Here is a 19,302-nt window from a genome sequence, read left to right as displayed (position 1 = left end):
TACCAATGGTAACAAAAAAAATTACAGGAGCAGAAGCAATTATTAGATGCCTTTTAGAAGAAGGAGTAGACATTGTCTATGGATATCCAGGAGGTGCTATAATGCCTGTTTATGATGAATTATATAAATTTCAAGATCAATTACATCATGTATTAGTGCGTCACGAACAGGGAGCCACTCATGCTGCTCAAGGATACGCAAGAGCTACAGGAAAAGTAGGGGTAGCTATAGCGACTTCCGGTCCAGGAGCAACTAATTTGGTCACAGGAATTGCCGATGCACAAATAGATTCTACTCCAATGGTGTGTATTACAGGCCAAGTAGGGAAGCACTTATTAGGTTCTGATGCCTTTCAAGAAACAGATATTATTGGAATTTCAACTCCCGTAACTAAATGGAATTATCAAGTTACCGAAGCGCATGAAATCCCTGAAATTATTGCGAAAGCCTTTTATATCGCTAGATCTGGACGTCCTGGTCCTGTGCTTATTGATATCACTAAAAATGCGCAGTTTGATGAGCTTGATTTTAGTTATTCAAAGTGTAAAGGCGTTCGTAGTTATTTTCCAAAACCAATTTTGGATCTTAATAAAGTACAAGAAGCGGCAACATTAATCAATGCAGCTAAAAAACCTTATATTGTTTTTGGTCAAGGTGTTATTCTTGGTCAAGCGGAAGATTTACTAAAAGCACTTATAGAGAAAACAGGAATTCCTGCTGCTTGGACAATTTTGGGACTTTCGGCTTTGCCAACAGACCATCCTTTAAATGTAGGAATGCTAGGAATGCATGGCAATTATGGCCCTAATGTATTAACCAATGAATGCGATGTATTAATTGCGATTGGGATGCGTTTTGACGATCGTGTCACCGGAAATTTAGCTACTTATGCCAAACAAGCTAAGGTTATTCATTTTGAAATTGATCCAGCGGAAGTAGATAAAAATGTCAAAACAGAAATTGCAGTTTTGGGTGATGTAAAAGAATCATTAGCGGCACTTTTACCTTTGGTAGAAGCTAAATCACACGAAGCTTGGCATAACGAATTCAAAGAAAAATATACCATTGAATTTGAAAAAGTGATACAAGATGAACTCACACCTAAAGAAGGTGGAATTTCTATGGGGGAAACTATCGAAATGATTAATAAACACTCTAAAGGAGATGCAATTATGGTTTCGGATGTAGGACAACATCAAATGTTTACCTGTAGATATTCCAAGTTTAACCAATCCAAAAGCAACATCACTTCTGGTGGATTAGGTACGATGGGGTTTGCTTTACCAGCAGCAATTGGTGCCAAAATGGGACGTCCTGACAGAGAGGTGGTTGCCATTATTGGTGACGGTGGTTTTCAAATGACGATTCAGGAATTAGGCACTATTTTTCAAACAAGAGTTCCTGTCAAAATTGTAGTACTCAACAACGAATTCTTAGGAATGGTAAGACAATGGCAACAATTGTTTTTTGACAAACGCTATGCTTCAACAGAAATGATTAATCCTAATTTTATTGCTATTGCAGAAGGGTATTACATCAAAGCCAAAAAAGTAACCAAAAGAGAAGAATTGGATGCCGCTGTGGCCGAAATGCTGGCTTCTGAAGAGGCTTATTTCCTTGAAGTAATGGTAGAAAAAGAAAACAACGTGTTTCCGATGATTCCTACAGGAGCATCTGTGTCTGATATCCGATTAAGTTAAAAATTATGGAAAATAAAACATTTACAATTTCTGTATATTCAGAAAACAACGTGGGATTATTAAATCGTATTTCGGGTATTTTCTTGAAACGACATATCAATATTTTGAGCTTAAATGTATCCGAATCTGAAATAGAAAATGTTTCCCGATTCGTAATTGTAGTAAATACTACCGAGAAATGGGTACAAAATATAGTAGGTCAAATTGAAAAACAAATAGAAGTTATCAAGGCTTTTTATCACATTGACGAAGAAACTATTTTCTTGGAAAGTGCTATTTTCAAAATCGATTCTAGCTTACTTTTTGATGAAAGACAAATTCAAAATATCATCAAAGAAAGCAATTCAGAAATTGTCACCGTTTCGAGAGATTTCTTTGTGATTTCAAAATCAGGTAAACGAACTGAAATTGAAGATTTGTATGCTAAATTAAAACCTTTTGGAATCATGCAATTTGTACGCTCCGGAAGAATTTCAATTTCAAAATCAAAAATGGAAATTTCAGCCATTTTAGAAAATTTTTAATCAAGAATAGTAATAACATTAATACAAAATCATTTAAATAACACAAAAAATGGCAAATTATTTCAATTCATTACCACTAAGATTACAGTTAGAACAATTGGGCGTATGCGAATTCATGGATCAATCAGAATTCTCAAATGGAGTTACAGCTCTTGCAGGTAAAAAAGTAGTCATCGTTGGTTGTGGAGCTCAAGGTTTAAATCAAGGTTTAAACATGAGAGATTCAGGCTTAGACATTTCCTATGCGTTACGTGCGGAAGCTATTGCGCAAAAAAGAGCTTCTTATACCAATGCGGCTGACAACGGTTTTACAGTAGGTACTTATGAAGAATTAATTCCTTCGGCCGATTTAGTATGCAATTTAACTCCTGACAAACAACATACTGCCGTAGTTTCAGCGATTATGCCTTTGATGAAAGAAGGAGCAACTTTGGCTTATTCTCACGGATTTAACATTGTTGAGGAAGGTATGCAAATCAGAAAAGATATTACCGTAATCATGTGTGCTCCAAAATGCCCAGGCTCTGAAGTTCGTGAAGAATATAAAAGAGGTTTTGGTGTACCAACATTAATTGCGGTTCACCCTGAAAATGATCCAAATGGTGAAGGTTTAGAACAAGCTAAAGCTTATGCAGTTGCCACCGGAGGACATAGAGCTGGAGTATTAAAATCATCATTTGTAGCCGAAGTTAAATCAGATTTAATGGGAGAACAAACCATTTTGTGTGGTATGTTACAAACAGGTTCTATTTTATGTTTTGATAAAATGGTCGAGAATGGAATTGAGCCAGGATATGCTTCTAAATTAATTCAGTACGGATGGGAAACGATTACCGAAGCTTTGAAACATGGCGGAATTACCAATATGATGGATCGATTAAATAACCCTTCAAAAATCGAAGCTTATGAATTAGCAGACGAACTAAAAGACATTATGCGTCCGTTGTTTCAAAAACATATGGATGATATTATTTCAGGTGAGTTTTCTAAAAACATGATGATTGATTGGGCAAATGATGATATCAATTTGTTATCATGGAGAGCAGCTACTGCCGAAACTAATTTTGAAAAAACAGCCCCTACGGAAGCCCCTATCTCGGAACAAGAGTATTTTGATAATGGTATTCTTATGATAGCGATGGTAAAAGCAGGAGTAGAATTAGCTTTTGAAACTATGACAGAATCTGGAATTATTGAAGAATCTGCATACTATGAATCCTTGCACGAATTACCATTAATTGCTAATACTGTTGCTAGAAAAAAATTATATGAAATGAACCGAATCATTTCAGATACTGCTGAATATGGCTGTTATTTGTTTGATCACGCATGCAAACCTTTATTAATTGACTTCATGAAAGCCATTGATACGAATGTGATCGGAAAACCTTTTACAACTTCAAATGGAGTAGATAATGCCGTTTTGATTGCTGTAAATGCAAGCATTCGTCAACATCCAATTGAAGAAGTTGGTGCTTGGTTGCGTGAATCAATGACCGCCATGAAAAAAATTGGATAACAAAATGTAATTACCACACAAGGAGTGTGTGCTGATCCTTTATCTTCTCAATATTCTCCTATTTTTAGCTTGAATTAGTTATAAAATTTTAAAATGGGCCAAGCGATTTGATATCTTCAGATTCACTTAACTTCGTTTTGAAGTTAAGTGAATGTAATTCACAGTAAAGAGTTTACTCTCTTTATGTAAGATTTTATATTAAAAAGAGATGCATTTCAAAAGTGCCTCTCTTTTTTTATTTAACATAAAAAATAAGAATCATTTAATAAATATTATATTTTAGATTGTAAACTTCAAAAAAGGTTTTACTATATTTGAATACCATATAAAATTGAAAAAAAAATGAGTTATTTTAAAATCGAAAATTTAGAACAATATTTTAAACACTATAATAAATCGGTACGTGAGCCAAGAAAATTTTGGGGAAAAATTGCCGAAGAAAATTTTACATGGTATCAATATTGGGATAAAGTTGTCGATTTTAATATGGCCACTGCAGAAGTAAAATGGTTCACCGAGGCAAAAGTAAACATCACCAAAAACTGCATTGATAGACATTTGGCAAAAAGAGGTAGCAAAACAGCTATTATTTTTGAACCTAACAATCCTGAACAAGTAGCACAACATATTACTTACAACGAGCTACATCAAAGTGTTTGCAAAATGGCTAATGTGCTAAGAGAGCAGGGAATAGAAAAAGGAGATAGAGTTTGCATCTATTTACCTATGATTCCCGAATTGGCCATTGCTATTTTGGCTTGCGCAAGAATTGGAGCTATTCATTCGGTGATTTTTGCAGGATTTTCATCTTCGGCAGTCGCCTCCAGAATAAATGATAGTGCATGTAAAATGGTTATTACTGCAGATGGTGGCTTTAGAGGCAATAAAACTATAGATCTAAAAGGGATTATTGATGAAGCCTTACTAACTTGTCCCTCAGTACAAGGGGTCATGGTTGCTAAAAGAACGCACACAGAAATCAGCATGAAACCAGGTCGTGATCAATGGTTACAACCTTTATTAGATCAAGCCTCTGATAACAATGTGGCCGAAATAATGGACGCGGAAGATCCTTTATTCATATTATATACCTCAGGTTCAACAGGAAAACCAAAGGGAATGGTACATACCACTGCAGGCTATATGGTGTACACTTCTTATACCTATAAAAATGTATTCAATCATGATGAAAATGATATCTTTTGGTGTACCGCTGATTTAGGATGGATTACAGGACATTCTTATTCATTATATGGTCCGTTGCTAAATGGTGGAACAACCGTTATTTTTGAAGGTATTCCTTCTTATCCTGATTTTAGCCGTTTTTGGGAAATTATCGAAAAGCATAAAATCACACAATTTTACACTGCCCCAACGGCCATACGTTCTTTAGCCAAAGAAAGTCTTGACTATGTACAGCGATTTCCTTTAAAATCGTTAAAAGTAATTGGCTCTGTAGGTGAACCTATTAATGAAGAGGCGTGGCATTGGTTTAATGACCATGTGGGAGACAAACGTTGTCCAATCGTAGATACTTGGTGGCAAACTGAGACTGGAGGAATAATGATTGCCCCAATTTCTTTTGTAACTCCTACAAAACCGACTTATGCTACGTTACCTTTACCGGGCATACAACCATCGTTAATGGATGAAAAAGGCAATGAAATTGACGGAAATCAAGCCGTAGGAAGTTTATGTATCAAATTTCCTTGGCCTGGTATTGCCAGAACGATTTGGGGTGATCACCAACGTTATATTGATACCTATTTTTCGTCCTTTCCTGGTAAATTTTTTACTGGAGATGGAGCATTACGTGATGAAGTAGGCTATTACAGAATCACAGGGCGCGTGGATGATGTGGTGATTGTTTCTGGACATAATTTAGGAACTGCTCCAATAGAAGATGCCATCAATGAACATCCGGCTGTGGCTGAATCAGCTATTGTAGGTTTTCCTCACGAAATCAAAGGAAATGCCTTATATGGTTATGTTATTTTGAAAGAAACGGGTGAATCAAGAGACAGAGAAAACTTAATCAAAGAAATCAACCAAATCATCACTGATCATATTGGTCCAATTGCAAAATTAGATAAAATTCAGTTTGTAACAGGCTTACCAAAAACACGCTCAGGAAAAATCATGCGACGTATTTTACGTAAGATTGCAGAAGGCGATTTCTCTAATTTCGGAGATACTTCAACACTTCTTAATCCTGAGATTGTTGATGAAATTAAGAACAATAGATTGTAATTAGTACGTTTTAAATCTAAGTTAGATTAAGTGTAAATAGGCATCTTATTATAGGAAGAGAAAAACTTCAATCTACAGAAATACTGGTATTAACAATGTGATTATAAAGATAGCAGAAGATTTGAAACTCATTAATTACAGTTATCAAAATCCGAAATAGGGTAATTATAAACGGGCTTAAAAGGCACAACTTACCTAAAAACATATACCTTGCAGGACACCGATATATAAATTCTATCGAGCGTTACAAACAAGATAATTTAGAAAGTTTACACGAAATGATTACTAGTTTCATTCGATAGAATAAAAAAATGAGACAAAAACAATTACCTTTGGGATATTAAAATCAATACGATTATGGGAGCTTTAGAATTGAGAGATAGTGTTTTAGAATACATAAATATGGCTGATGAACGTCTTTTGAAAGTCGTTAAAGCAGTTATAGAAAGTTATCAGGAGAATGACATTGTGGCTCATACAATTGATGGAGAACCATTGACTAGAAGGACCTACAAAGAAGAGCTTCAAGAAGCAAAAGCAGAAATAAAAAGAGGCGAATATACTTCGCAGGAAGATTTAGAAAAAGAATTGAATAACTGGTAAATGGGTGAATTAAAAAAGGTTTGGACAAATACAGCCAAAACACAGTTAAAAGCGATTTATGAAAATTACAAAGTAAAATCTCTTCAAGGTGCAAAAGCCATAAAAGATGAAATATGGCAAGCAACTAAAGAACTCCATTTTGCAGAACAATACCAAAGGGATGAGATGGAGCCTGAGTTTAGAAGAATCATTGTAAGACACTATAAATTACTTTACATTGAGGAAGAAGGAATTATATTTATTGCTAGAATTTTTGATACTAGACAAAATCCGAATACTCAAAAAGAATAAAATCAAAGGAGCAGAAATGTTCCTTTTTTTATGTTCAAAATCAAGTTCCAGAAGAAGTTTTATGAAATGTATAGCAAAGAAATAAAGCGGCTTCCTTGTCCTCCCACCGCTGGCGCAAGTAGAGATAAGTTCAACGGCTAGTGCGATACCAATCTCATTAAGTTAAGAGTTTTTAGATTTTCGTGGTTTTCAATAAAAACTACTTGTTTTCAGTGGTTTACCAATCTTAAATCAAATAGCGCTAAAAAAAATCAGCAATAAAATGATTGACTTTTCCTTAACTTAATGACATTGAGCGCGATGCATCAGGATCACGCCATTGACAACTCACATCGACTTTATTCAATAGATAATGCATTTTTTTTATATAAAATTGTATAAGCCATTGCATTCGAAAACATTTGATTAAATTTACCCATATGGTAAACACAGAAGTTGTAATAATTGGGGGAGGTTTAGCAGGATTAACTGCCGGAATTCACTTATCACAAAAGGGAATTGCTGTTGTTGTTATCGAAAAAAACGACTATCCCAAACACAAAGTGTGTGGAGAATATATTTCTAATGAAGTCAAGCCTTATCTAGAATCTTTAGGAATTCCAATTCAAAAAGCAGCTCCAACTTCGATTACACAATTAGAATTTTCAACTTTATACGGAGTAAGTTTGCATCAAAAATTACCTTTAGGTGGTTTTGGTATTAGTCGCTACGCACTTGATTTTATGTTGTGCCAAAAAGCGATTGAAAGTGGATGCAACATAATAAAAAACACCGTAGCAACATGTGTTTTTGAAGAGAATCAATTCATCGTGACGACACAAGATCAGGTACAATATAAAGCCAAAATTGTTTTAGGCGCCTTTGGCAAAAGAGCCAATTTAGACCATTATTTGCACAGAACGTTTATAAAAAAAACATCCCCTTGGTTAGCAGTCAAAAATCACTATAAAGGCAATTATCCAGATGATGTGGTAGGTTTGTATCATTTTAAAGGCGGATATTGTGGTGTTTCAAAAGTAGAAAATGATCGGATAAATATATGTTATATTACCAATTATAAAGCGTTCAAACGGTTTAAAAATATAGAAGATTTTCAAAAAGCCGTTCTATTCAAAAATCAAAAATTAAGTCACATTTTAGAAAATTCAATTCCTGTTTTTGACAAATCATTAACGATTAGTCAAATTTCATTTGAAAAAAAAGAACCTGTTTTAACTCACATGTTGATGATAGGCGATACGGCTGGACTCATTCATCCTTTGTGTGGTAACGGAATGGCGATGGCGATTCATAGTGCCAAAATAGCTTCTGAATTGAGTATTGATTTTCTTCAGCATAAAAGAAGTAGAGCAACCTTAGAACAGATCTATACCAAAAATTGGGACACCAATTTCAAAGCACGATTGCGTATGGGGAGAACTTTGAGTGCTATTTTGGAACAACCTATTCTTACTATATTACTGCTGCAAATAACCGTTCTTTTTCCTTTTATTATTAAACAAATCATCAAACGTACTCATGGTACACCCATTTCGTAAATGAATTTTAGAGTCCCCACAAAATACAGAACTACTTCACCTGAAATTATGGATGATTTTTCTCTTGAAGGAGAAGAACTTAGAGAAGCTTTAGACAAAATCGCTTCTATCAATCAACTTTTAGGTGGAAATAAAGTTACGCTCGATGGAGTAGAACAATTACTTCATAATGCCTCTCACAATGAAATAATCACAATTGTAGATATTGGCTGCGGAAATGGCGACATGTTGCGTACCTTAGCTCAATATGCAAAAAAATCGGATTTAGTATTCGAATTAATTGGGATTGATGCTAATGGATTTACAGTGAATCATGCAAAGCAATTGTCTGCTGATTACGAAAATATTTCATTTCGGTGTGAGGATATATTTGAGTCTTCATTTCAAGAAATAAAAGCAGATTTATTTTTGTGTACCTTGACTTTACATCATTTTAAAAACGAGGAAATCGAATATTTACTGCCGTTGTTGTATAGAAATTCACGATTAGGAATAGTTATCAATGATTTGCAACGAAGCGGCTTAGCGTATCGATTATTCCAGCTGTTGTGTTTTGTTTTTCATCTCAATACGATGTCGCGTGAAGACGGATTGATCTCTATTTTAAGAGGTTTTACCAAAGAAGAATTGATTCTTTTTTCAAATCAAATGAATTTTAATAAGTGGTCCATTCGTTGGAGGTGGGCATTTAGATACCAATGGATAATTTCAAAATTATGAGTGTAAAAATTTGTACCGTAGCCAAACAATTGCCTAATTATTCAAAGGCTACCGAAGAAATTATTCCTTTTTTGGATGCTTGGCTCGAAGGTCAAGACGAGCGTTTTATTCGAAAAGTCAAAAAAATATTCGAAGGAGCCGCTGTCGATAAGCGCTATTCTATCATGGATCCAATCGAGGTGTTTACAAAGACTTCTTTAGCAGAACGAAATGCTATTTATGTCCGTGAAGTCATCACATTAGGAGAGAAAGTATTGCAAAAAGCATTGCTCCAAGCCGAATGGAAAGCACCCGATATTGATTTCATAATTACAGTAAGTTGCACAGGAATTATGATTCCATCACTTGACGCTTATTTGATCAATAGCTTGAAATTACGTCAAGATGTGGTTCGCTTGCCTGTAACCGAAATGGGTTGTGCCGCTGGAATTTCGGGTATTATTTACGCAAAAAATTTCCTGAAAGCCAATCCTGGAAAAAGAGCTGCGGTTATTGCAGTCGAAAGTCCAACGGCAACTTTTCAATTGGATGATTTTTCTATGGCTAATATTGTGAGTGCCGCTATTTTTGGAGACGGTGCGGCTTGTGTATTGCTTTCGTCCAATGATTTAGATGAAGGCCCCGAAATCATTGGCGAAGAAATGTATCATTTTTATGATGCAATTGATATGATGGGATTTGAATTGACTAATTCAGGTTTACAAATGGTGCTTGATAGTGCCGTTCCGGAGACTATCGCCAATCATTTTCCAGCAATTATTCATCCATTTTTAGCAAAACACCAATTGTCTATTTCAGATATGGATTATTTGATTTTTCATCCCGGCGGAAAAAAAATCATTCAAACAGTGGAAACGCTTTTCGAAGGTTTAGGCAAAGATATTGAAGAAACCAAAGCAGTTTTGCGTTTATACGGAAACATGTCAAGCGCAACAGTACTTTATGTTTTGGAAGCAATTATGAATAAAAAACCATCCAAAGGAACGAAAGGATTGATGTTGAGTTTTGGCCCTGGTTTTTCGGCACAACGTGTTTTATTACAATTTTAAAGGATGAAGAACGAAGAAATCATAGCAAAATTACCTTATGCGGAGCCTTTTTTGTTTGTTGATGCTATTGATAAAATAGATGAAAATGGTGTAATAGGTACTTATCATTATCATGAAGACTTAGCATTTTACAAAGGCCATTTTGTAGATCATCCGGTAACTCCTGGAGTGATTTTAACAGAAACAATGGCACAAATTGGGGTTGTATGCTTAGGTATTTTTATTTTAAATAATAACTTCACTAAAGATAGTATAATTGCCTTAACATCAAGTGAAATTGATTTTTTAAAACCTGTTTTTCCAAATGAAACTGTAAAAGTTTTTTCAGAAAAAATGTATTTTCGTTTTGGGAAATTAAAATGCAAAGTTTGGATGGAAAATCAAAAGAATGAAACCGTTTGCAAAGGTTTTATTTCTGGTATGATGAAATAATAGTAGCGCTTTTATAATCTTTAATGCTAAAGCTAAAATGAGAAAAAGAGTAGTGATTACTGGTTTAGGAGTGGTAGCTCCCAATGGAGTAGGAATACCCACTTTTACCAAAGCCATCCAAAATGGAGTTTCAGGAATACAACACGATCCCGAGTTAGCACGTCTAGACTTTTCATGTCAGATTTCTGGCAAACCTACAATTTCTGAGGAACTAGCGCTTGACTATTTTACCGCTTTAGAGCTGCGTAATTTTAAGGCTACAGGAATTTTATATGGCGTTATCGCTGGGATGGAAGCATGGAAAAATGCAGGTTTAACTATAGAAATGAATGATGTTCCCGATTGGGACAGCGGTACAATCTTTGGTACGGGCACTTCTGGTATTGAAAAATTTAGAGAGAGCATATATAAAATAGACGACTTGCAAACCCGTCGGTTGGGAAGTACTGCCGTCGCACAAACCATGAACAGTGGTGTTAGCGCTTATCTCGGTGGAAAATTGGGTTTAGGTAATCAAGTTAGTACTAACTCTTCGGCTTGCACTACTGGTGTAGAAAGCATTTTGATGGGATTCGAACGCATACAATCTGGTTTGTCCAAAAGAATGCTTGTTGGGAGTACCAGCGATTCAGGTCCTTATATTTGGGGAGGATTTGACGCGATGAAAGTCTGTACTTTTAAATATAATGATACCCCAGAAAATGGCTCAAGACCATTGTCAGCATCAGCTTCGGGTTTTGTGCCTAGCAGCGGAGCAGGAGCATTAGTTATCGAAGACTTGGAAACAGCCCTAGAACGTGGAGCCACTATTTATGGTGAAATTTTGGGAGGCAATTGCAATTCGGGTGGACAAAGAGCACAGGGTTCTATGACGGCTCCTAATGGAATTGCAGTGCAAAAATGCATTACAGATGCGCTTCTTAATGCTGGAATTACTGCTGCTGATGTAGATGCGATTAACGGACACTTGACTGCTACTGCCAAAGATGCTTTTGAAATTGAAAATTGGTGCCAAGCACTAAACCTAAAAGGAGATGATTTTCCGTATATCAATTCCTTGAAGTCCATGGTAGGACACTGTTTGTCGGCTGCAGGTAGCATTGAGTGTGTGGCTACAGTTTTACAACTCCATCATGATTTTATTTTTCCCAACCTAAATTGTGAGGATCTGAACCCCGAAGTTTTAGATTGGATATCTGCGAGTCGAATTCCTCAACTTGCACTTACTAAAAAAATGCAGTATATTGCTAAGGCAAGTTTTGGATTTGGAGATGTAAATGCCTGTATTGTTTTTAAAAAATGGAGTACTACTTAAATTTATTCACCTTAAAGATTGTATATGAACACAGATCAAAACACCAAAATCGAGGAGCTTAAACAAATCATTAAGCCCTATATTCAAAGTCCTGAAGCTCTTGAAACACTCAGTGAAGAGACCGATTTCATTAAAGATTTACAAATCAATTCTGCTAATTTGGTAGATATCGTTTTGGATATAGAAGAGAAATACGAAATCGTAATTGATAATACCTCGATGGAGCGAATGCTTACCGTAAAAGCCGCTTTAAAAATTATTGAAAACAAGTTGAACGAATCCTAGCTACTCGATGATAGGAAATGATGTAGTAGATTTGGACTTAGCACGTTGGCAAAGTGCTTGGGAACGAAAAGGTTTTTTAGAAAAACTTTTTTTGCCTCACGAACAGCAACTGATTTGGGCTGCAGAAAATCCAGAACTAATGGTTTGGAATTTATGGACTAGAAAAGAAGCGGCGTATAAAATTTTTAATCGCCAAACACAAATTCGTTCCTTTAATCCGTTGGATTTTTCATGTATGCTTAACGATACTTTCGAAGGCACCGTTACCATCAAAAACAAAATCTATACTACTCATACCGAAATACAAGAGAGTAAAATATATACAATAGCGGTTTGTGATAGTGCACTTTTTTCCAAAATTCAAGTCATATCGCCTGAAGCTACAATTAGCAAAGAAAATGGAATTCCCTATTGGATTCATCCCAGTACTAAAACAAAAAATCCCGCTTCAATCACGCATCACGGTCGATTTTGGAACGGAATTTTTTTGGAATCGTAGTTTTTTAACTCGGTAGATTTTGTGCTTTTAAGTCATTTTAAAACTTCAAATCTAATTTATTTTTTAGTTTTAAGAAAAGTAATGCAATTCTAAATGCATCTTCAGAGGAGGAATGCCTGTCGCTTTTGGGTATTTTGTGAAGCGAGCACAATTCGTCTAAAGAAAACTGTTTATCAGTAATATCATTGATTTTACGATACATTACATCTACATCTAAAGCTTGATTTTTCAGTCTTCCACAATCTATCTTTTCTAATGCCGCATTAATCATCTCAACATCAAAATCAACATGATGACCAATTAGAATGGAATTTCCAATGAAGTCCACAAACATTTGAATAGCATCAATCTCGACAAGTTTTTTCATTTTACTCTCAACGATAAACTCGTTAGGCAAACCGTTATCATGAAAATATTTATATTGCAACAAAACAGCTTCAAAACTTTTATTAATCGAAATACTATCTTCCTCAATGACAAACGACCCAATTGACAAGATTACATCTTTTGTTGGATTCATACCTGAGGTTTCAGTGGAAAAAACAATGATTTGGTTAGGTTTGGTTTCAAATTTTTCCAAATAGTTTTTCCAAAAATCGGGGTAGTCTTTATTTATATTTTTTAGCCAATCGAGCATATTATGAAAATTGTGTGAGTTTAAACTTTCCTTTGATTAGTTCTTCTAAATCTTTCATCGGCGCTAATGCTGCCTTTAATTTCTCTTTTTCTAATTTAGGTAGATCATTAATTGCTATGAATTGTCCTGTATCATCATTTTTCAATCCTTCAATGGTTCTAAATTTGGATAAAGTAATAAAAGCATCCGCACAATTTAAGTAAATCTCTTGATTATTAGCATCAACAATTGCTAATTGTTTGAAACGAAGATAGGTATTGTTAATTCCCTTTAAATTATAAAATAAGGAAAATAAGCGAGCTCCGTCTATCAATGGCATTAATGCTCGTGTTTTTAAATCAAATTTATTTTTATTTACAGCGTCTTCTTCTGTGATAAATTTTTTAAAGAAAGTCAAAGGTGCATTATTTTTCAATACATTATTCCCCAGAAAATCATAAAATAAACTATTATTTTTAGCATTCTGTACCACGATATTACCAATAGCTTCTTCAAGTTTATCATCTCCAAAGACCAATTCATAGTCAAAGAAAATACTACTCATATCACTACTGTTTTCTCCAGGGGTATTCATCCAACTGTTGTATTGCTTAACCCAATCTGATAAGGATTTACACCATTGCAAATTACTAGCTATATGATTTTGCGGACACAATGGGTAGCCAACTCGCTCTAAAGTAGCAGTTGTTCGTTTGGCTAATTTTATAAAATAATCTTTTACATCCCTGTATTGATCGGCTGGTACATCCTCAAAAATCAATATAGAATCTTGATCAGTAAATAGTAATTGCTCTTTCCGTCCCTGACTCCCAATGCTAAACCAAGCAAAACGGGCAGGAGGGGAGCCCATATCTAAAATAGATAACTCTACGCTTCGCTTAATAATTGCCAAATTGATTTCACTAGCAATATTAGCTACATGATAAAGTGGTATATTTTTGTAAATAGCATTTTGAACCAAATCTGTTACGCGTTCCCGAATTTGTTTTAATTCTTTTGGAGCCAAAGCTCTTTTTATTTCCTTAATCATCACCCCAGGATTACTCGCTTGAGCAATGATTAAATCGTGTTCAGAAATAATTCCCTTTACTACCGATTGTGCCGTTCCGTCTAAAGTTACACAAAGATGTGTTACATTATGTTTCAACATTAGCAATTGTGCCTCCGCCAAGGATATACTCTCAACAACTGTAATCACAGGAGAATCCATTATTTTATCCACTGTATCAGTGATTAAATACCTTCCGGTTGCCACTTTTGAACGCATGTCTTGATCGGTTACAATACCAATTGGGAAATTAGCTTCACATATTAAAACGTTATTTACGACTTCTTCTGTCATCAATTTAGCAATATCCTTAATAACCGTATTTTTCGTAGTAGTTAATGGAGAAGTATTATAGGTGAGCGATTGAAAATACTGAACTTCAGATTGCTGCTCAGGTAAAAAAACATTATCAGAAATGATTCTACCACTATTTGAATCGGAATTATTGGAAAACTTTGAGGTAGCTGCAAAACTTTCTAATAAAAAATTTAAGACCAAGGAATTGTTTGATACAAAAGGTCTAAAAGTAGCAATAGGTATAGCGTATATGATGCTTTCTTCTCTTGCTTTGGAAGTCATCATATAATTGTTTTTAGCAAAAAAAGGTCTCAAACCAAAAATTTCTCCTTGAAGGCATTTATGCAAAAGTGTTTCCTCTGCATCTGAAATAACAGATAAATTAATCGTGCCGGAAGCTACTACATAAAAACATTCATGTAGCACATCATTGATTTGAAACAAGGTTTGATGCTTCTCTAAATTAAGTACTCTGATGTTTGAGGCAATTTCTGCTAGTTCTCCAAAAGATAAATTGTCAAAAGGTGGATATTCTTTTAGGAAATCTGCAATACGCTCAGCTACTGTATTCATAGAAAAAGTGGTTTATAAAAAATTAAAATTAAGAAAAAAAAGACATAACTTGTTGATTTACAAATATCTTAATAATTTCATAAAAAATGATTTTAAAATACAAATATACTTTAAGTTGGATTATATTTAGATACTAAATTTAACTTAAAACCTAATGAAATTTAAAACAACAAAATTAGTCTTAGTGTTCCTTTTTTTAGGCACACTTGTGTCAACTGCACAAAAAAAAATGGCAAGCCCCGCCGAAACTGTAAAAGGTACTTATAATGGTGCCAACGTAACCATCAATTATGGGAGTCCATCAGTTAAAGGAAGGGTAATTTGGGGCGGATTAGTTCCCTTTGATCAAGTATGGCGGGCGGGAGCAAATGAAGCTACAACATTCGAAACCGATAAAACAGTATCCATTGAAGGAAAACAGTTACCGGCTGGAAAATATGCATTTTTTATAATTCCCAATGCAAAAGAAAGCATCCTTATTTTTAATAAAATTTCAAAACAATGGGGTGCTTATGATTATAAAGAATCTAATGATCAATTACGTGTTACAGTTTCAAATGAAAAAGCAGACATTTTTGTTGAAAAATTACAATACACCATATTGGCTACAAGAGTTGAATTGGCTTGGGAAAATTGGATTATCGGTTTCTCGATTAAATAATTAATTGATTTCTTTATTTTAAAAACATCCTTATGGGTGTTTTTTTTTGAGTTTTATGATTTCATCAGATAGTATTATTTTGAGGGCAAATAAAAGTATTGTTTTTTATGAGATTTTCTATTTTACATAATATAAATTATAATTCATTAAATGACAATAGAACTATAATATTTAACAAGCATAACAATATTTTTTTTTGACAAATTTAATAAGATTATTCAATTACACAAGTTTTATTTAAAATAAAAAAAAACCCTTATTATTAAGGGTTTTTTGAATTATTTTGATGGATTATAAAACTTTATTAACTCTGAATTTAAAAAAGTTGAAGATTTAGAATATGCCGTAACCATTGACTCATCCCATAACTCCAAACGAGTATTAAAATAAGTTAACAACTCCTGATTATTTATAGGAATAGCTAAATAATAAACATTTGACCATGTTTTAGACGTAGCCTTTAAAATTACACCAGCCAAAGAATTGTTAGATTCTCTTAAAAATAACTTATAATCAAATGTATAAGAATCTGAATTATAAACGGTTAAATCCTTGACAACATAACCCTTTTTTATATCCATACCAGAAGAAACAGCAATTTCGTAACCCTTTGACATATAATTAAATTCGTCGGTTGTTGTTTGCGCTCTTGTTATTCCAAAAGCAAATAATAATAAAATAGTTATTTTTTTCATCTTGTTTTTTGTTAAAATTATTAAAATAAATTTTCAAATATAATGCCAAATTTAACAAGAATAAAGAAATAAATGGTGAGAGATAAAAAAAATATTATTTCAAAAATAACCCCCTAAAATACCGTAGTAAATTAAGGGGTAAGAGATAAAAAAAATATTTACCAATTTGATTTCCTACGACCCATATTACCCGAGTCAGGTTTTGCGTGAAGATAATCGCCATTTTTGTAATAACACATAATTTGTCTATCTCTACGACAAAACACAAGCAAATAATCCCACATAATAGCGTTTCTTTTTAACCAAAGGGAATACTTATAAATGTCGTGTACGAATTCTGTGAACAAACGTTTTTGACCATCTTTATAAACATAAACAGAATAATCGTTTTTATCTTTTAAAAAATAACTCATTAACTACCATATAATGTGGGGAATCTCTTCCAATCCAGACCAAACAAAACATAATTTCCGTTACCATCATTACACTCTATCCTTACAGTACTAGAGTTATTATGATTCTCTTCAACAGATATTATAGGGATTGTACAATCAAAAAAAACAGCGTTATAATTTGGATAGACCGTAACATTGAAATTATACGAAATATCCGTATTAACAAAAATCTTAATCCTTATATCGTCAATGGAAAATACATTATCAAATACTTGTGAGGTATGATAAGTACTGCCATAATTTGACATATAACCATCATATGAAATAGGTAAAATATAATTAATATTCGCATTATTATACCCCTCAGAAAAAACCTCCAATGTTTTTACATTTATATCGTAAGGAAAAGAAGAACCATCATAAGTAGGATTACCAGAAGTTATAATTAACGGAAATACAATTCCGTACTTATCAGTAATTGGAAAAAGATGCTTTTTAGCCGTTTCCAAACTACCATTATACGAAGGAAAAACAACAGACGAACTACTTACCAATTTCGGAGCAACAATAATCTGAGGATTAAACGAAGGCGCAAAGTACTCATTCCTATTAATCAATGATAAATCAACGGTTGCAACGTCATTAATAAAAGAAAGCATAAATAAGGAATCACAATTTTTGAAGTCAACAGAATCAACCCTTTTATTTTCTAAATAAACTGATAAGATGAAATATTCTATCTTAATAGATTCTTTCAGAAAATAGTATTGTAACTCGCCCGAACCATCATAAGAAGCCAATATTGGCATAACTTTAAGGTTTTGAAATTCGTCTATGTACTGAATGTAGTTTTTAATTTGTGACATAGTTTTTATTTAAATAATGGTAGTTTTTTTTGGTATTCCTCATCTAATAACGTTTTAACGTCATCATACAAATTTCGCCTAGTCAAAAAATAATAACATTTTGCGACTAAATCTCGAGAAGTTGCATAGTTGATTTTTTTTAACTGATTATAAGCCTTTTCGTCATTTTCAGTCCAACCCCGCGGATTAAGAAAAGAAGCCCATCCCGCATCCTTTGTCTGTATAGACGTTCCGAAATTATAAGCTATATTCCGTGCAATTAGTTGCAAATCTTCACGTGTTGTAATTTTATCCAAACCTTGCTTTTGTGTTGTAGGGTTTTCATTCTGAACTTTAATTAACTTTTCGTCTTCTTGTTGATTATTAATAGTTATATCCGTATTCGCATCTCGGAGATAACGAATAAGAAAAGGAATAGCCAAAATCAAACCGAGAATAACAAACCAATAATTTTTAATTAATTCTAAAACACCGCCTTGATTTAAAGCGGTGTTTCTATTTTGAAATCGTACAGACATATACTATTTTTTGATTTTACGGTACAATAAAATAGCACCAATTAAACCTAAACCAACATAAACAGTAGTCTTATTTTCGTCAACAAACTTTTTAATTTTATCTAACATTTTTTTATTTTTTTGAGATTATTATTTTCTTTTTTTACGGTTTTGAATCAAAGGATCACCGTAAACCACGTATAAAAAAAAAGCAAAAGAGGTAAAAGAACCAAAACAGGAGCAAATACAGAAGTATCAATTTTTACATCCTTCGGAGCATTAAAAGTACCTAAAATACGAATTGCATCCCTAATATCTGAATCCTTGATATACTTTGCATCTTTGCCGTTTTCTTTCTCAATAATTGCTTTTGCAACCATCATCATAAAACTAGCATTGATAAGAGTAATTTTCGAGTCAGGTTGAACACCTAACTTTTTTGCAACAGAATCAACATAGTTCCCTGTATTGTTTTCAAAAGGAGGAGCATATTCAGCAATCAATTTTCTAACGGTATTTTTACCTTTCAAAATGTCATTTATAACATCTCTAAGCATTGCACGAATTCCATACTTTACAGCACTAAATTGTTCAAAACGACCATCTGTATTACTAGAATGAGACACTTTGCCAAGCCAAGCATCTGAGGTTTTAACCAAATTGCCCGGGTTGTTGTTCCGAATACCCCTCGAAAGATTTGCCTTACCTAAAAAGCTACTCATTTTCTATTGTTTTTGTAGGTTTGTCAAAATCGATTTTTTCCAATTCGTCATAAACAACTTGGACACCTTTAATAATTGCCATAACAACGGCAGAATATTTAACAATAATCCCAATAACACCGATAATACCTTTTAACTTATTCATTTTCTTGCTTTTTTCTTTGTTGCCTTTCTTTTACTTTCTCG

The 19,302-nt window shown here is 33.7% G+C and carries 22 protein-coding genes; 14 read left to right on the top strand and 8 right to left on the bottom strand.

Annotated features, from left to right (window positions below):
• Window positions 1-5: 5 nt before the first annotated feature.
• The 13 genes from ilvB (at window position 6) to ACSVH7_RS11185 (ending at window position 12,725) form a co-directional block, all read left to right on the top strand.
• Window positions 6-1,700, top strand: coding sequence for a biosynthetic-type acetolactate synthase large subunit (ilvB, locus tag ACSVH7_RS11245; protein ID WP_438066795.1), 1,695 nt, complete (start codon window positions 6-8; stop codon window positions 1,698-1,700).
• A 5-nt stretch (window positions 1,701-1,705) separates the two neighbouring features.
• Entirely contained in the window at window positions 1,706-2,224 is a 519-nt protein-coding gene (gene ilvN / locus ACSVH7_RS11240) for an acetolactate synthase small subunit (RefSeq protein WP_438066794.1), read from the top strand.
• Window positions 2,225-2,273: 49 nt separating this feature from the next.
• A complete protein-coding gene (ilvC, locus tag ACSVH7_RS11235) occupies window positions 2,274-3,743 on the top strand; it encodes a ketol-acid reductoisomerase (RefSeq protein ID WP_438066793.1) in 1,470 nt (489 codons plus the stop codon).
• Window positions 3,744-4,085: 342 nt separating this feature from the next.
• Window positions 4,086-5,993, top strand: a complete 1,908-nt coding sequence (acs, locus tag ACSVH7_RS11230) for an acetate--CoA ligase (RefSeq protein WP_438066792.1) — start codon at window positions 4,086-4,088, stop codon at window positions 5,991-5,993.
• A 357-nt stretch (window positions 5,994-6,350) separates the two neighbouring features.
• Window positions 6,351-6,596, top strand: coding sequence for a hypothetical protein (locus tag ACSVH7_RS11225; protein ID WP_438066791.1), 246 nt, complete (start codon window positions 6,351-6,353; stop codon window positions 6,594-6,596).
• Window positions 6,597-6,887 (top strand): type II toxin-antitoxin system RelE/ParE family toxin, encoded by a 291-nt coding sequence (locus ACSVH7_RS11220; protein WP_438066790.1) that lies wholly within the window; start codon window positions 6,597-6,599, stop codon window positions 6,885-6,887. It begins immediately after the preceding gene.
• A gap of 419 nt (window positions 6,888-7,306) precedes the next feature.
• Complete coding sequence (locus tag ACSVH7_RS11215; protein WP_438066789.1) at window positions 7,307-8,425, top strand: NAD(P)/FAD-dependent oxidoreductase; 1,119 nt, start codon at window positions 7,307-7,309, stop codon at window positions 8,423-8,425.
• Window positions 8,426-9,145 carry a methyltransferase domain-containing protein gene (locus ACSVH7_RS11210; protein WP_438066788.1) on the top strand — a complete coding sequence of 240 codons (720 nt, stop codon included), beginning with the start codon at window positions 8,426-8,428 and terminating at the stop codon, window positions 9,143-9,145.
• Window positions 9,142-10,194, top strand: a complete 1,053-nt coding sequence (locus ACSVH7_RS11205; RefSeq protein ID WP_438066787.1) for a type III polyketide synthase — start codon at window positions 9,142-9,144, stop codon at window positions 10,192-10,194. The genes ACSVH7_RS11210 and ACSVH7_RS11205 overlap by 4 nt, the downstream gene beginning before the upstream one ends.
• Window positions 10,195-10,197: 3 nt before the next feature.
• Entirely contained in the window at window positions 10,198-10,626 is a 429-nt protein-coding gene (locus ACSVH7_RS11200) for a 3-hydroxyacyl-ACP dehydratase FabZ family protein (protein WP_438066786.1), read from the top strand.
• Between the two features lie 37 nt (window positions 10,627-10,663).
• The gene (locus ACSVH7_RS11195) at window positions 10,664-11,941 is read left to right on the top strand and encodes a beta-ketoacyl-[acyl-carrier-protein] synthase family protein (protein ID WP_438066785.1); all 1,278 of its coding nucleotides are present in this window, start codon (window positions 10,664-10,666) and stop codon (window positions 11,939-11,941) included.
• Window positions 11,942-11,965: 24 nt separating this feature from the next.
• Window positions 11,966-12,226: an acyl carrier protein gene (locus ACSVH7_RS11190; protein ID WP_438066784.1), complete on the top strand. Its 261-nt coding sequence runs from the start codon at window positions 11,966-11,968 to the stop codon at window positions 12,224-12,226.
• Window positions 12,227-12,233: 7 nt separating this feature from the next.
• The gene (locus tag ACSVH7_RS11185) at window positions 12,234-12,725 is read left to right on the top strand and encodes a 4'-phosphopantetheinyl transferase family protein (protein ID WP_438066783.1); all 492 of its coding nucleotides are present in this window, start codon (window positions 12,234-12,236) and stop codon (window positions 12,723-12,725) included.
• Window positions 12,726-12,762: 37 nt separating this feature from the next.
• Here ACSVH7_RS11185 and ACSVH7_RS11180 read toward each other — a convergent pair whose 3' ends face one another.
• Both ACSVH7_RS11180 and ACSVH7_RS11175 read right to left on the bottom strand, forming a co-directional pair.
• Complete coding sequence (locus ACSVH7_RS11180; RefSeq protein WP_438066782.1) at window positions 12,763-13,362, bottom strand: 3'-5' exonuclease; 600 nt, start codon at window positions 13,360-13,362, stop codon at window positions 12,763-12,765.
• 1 nt (window position 13,363) lies between these two features.
• A complete protein-coding gene (locus ACSVH7_RS11175; RefSeq protein ID WP_438066781.1) occupies window positions 13,364-15,280 on the bottom strand; it encodes a DUF294 nucleotidyltransferase-like domain-containing protein in 1,917 nt (638 codons plus the stop codon).
• Between the two features lie 229 nt (window positions 15,281-15,509).
• Here ACSVH7_RS11175 and ACSVH7_RS11170 point away from each other — a divergent pair, with 229 nt between their 5' ends.
• Window positions 15,510-15,941: a DUF2911 domain-containing protein gene (locus ACSVH7_RS11170; protein ID WP_438066780.1), complete on the top strand. Its 432-nt coding sequence runs from the start codon at window positions 15,510-15,512 to the stop codon at window positions 15,939-15,941.
• A 278-nt stretch (window positions 15,942-16,219) separates the two neighbouring features.
• Here ACSVH7_RS11170 and ACSVH7_RS11165 read toward each other — a convergent pair whose 3' ends face one another.
• From ACSVH7_RS11165 to ACSVH7_RS11140, 6 genes are all read right to left on the bottom strand, one after another.
• On the bottom strand, window positions 16,220-16,636 hold the full coding sequence (locus ACSVH7_RS11165; protein WP_438066779.1) for a hypothetical protein: 417 nt from the start codon (window positions 16,634-16,636) through the stop codon (window positions 16,220-16,222).
• A gap of 158 nt (window positions 16,637-16,794) precedes the next feature.
• The gene (locus ACSVH7_RS11160) at window positions 16,795-17,049 is read right to left on the bottom strand and encodes a hypothetical protein (RefSeq protein ID WP_438066778.1); all 255 of its coding nucleotides are present in this window, start codon (window positions 17,047-17,049) and stop codon (window positions 16,795-16,797) included.
• Window positions 17,049-17,897, bottom strand: coding sequence for a hypothetical protein (locus tag ACSVH7_RS11155; protein ID WP_438066777.1), 849 nt, complete (start codon window positions 17,895-17,897; stop codon window positions 17,049-17,051). The genes ACSVH7_RS11160 and ACSVH7_RS11155 overlap by 1 nt, the downstream gene beginning before the upstream one ends.
• A gap of 5 nt (window positions 17,898-17,902) precedes the next feature.
• Window positions 17,903-18,415 (bottom strand): hypothetical protein, encoded by a 513-nt coding sequence (locus ACSVH7_RS11150; protein ID WP_438066776.1) that lies wholly within the window; start codon window positions 18,413-18,415, stop codon window positions 17,903-17,905.
• 155 nt (window positions 18,416-18,570) lie between these two features.
• Entirely contained in the window at window positions 18,571-19,116 is a 546-nt protein-coding gene (locus tag ACSVH7_RS11145) for a hypothetical protein (RefSeq protein WP_438066775.1), read from the bottom strand.
• Complete coding sequence (locus ACSVH7_RS11140) at window positions 19,109-19,261, bottom strand: hypothetical protein (RefSeq protein ID WP_438066774.1); 153 nt, start codon at window positions 19,259-19,261, stop codon at window positions 19,109-19,111. The genes ACSVH7_RS11145 and ACSVH7_RS11140 overlap by 8 nt, the downstream gene beginning before the upstream one ends.
• Window positions 19,262-19,302 lie beyond the last annotated feature (41 nt).

The organism is Flavobacterium sp. TSSA_36, assembly GCF_051547165.1.
Classification (GTDB): domain Bacteria; phylum Bacteroidota; class Bacteroidia; order Flavobacteriales; family Flavobacteriaceae; genus Flavobacterium.
Note: the sequence above shows the minus strand (reverse complement) of the source record. Positions and strands in the feature narration are given on the sequence as shown.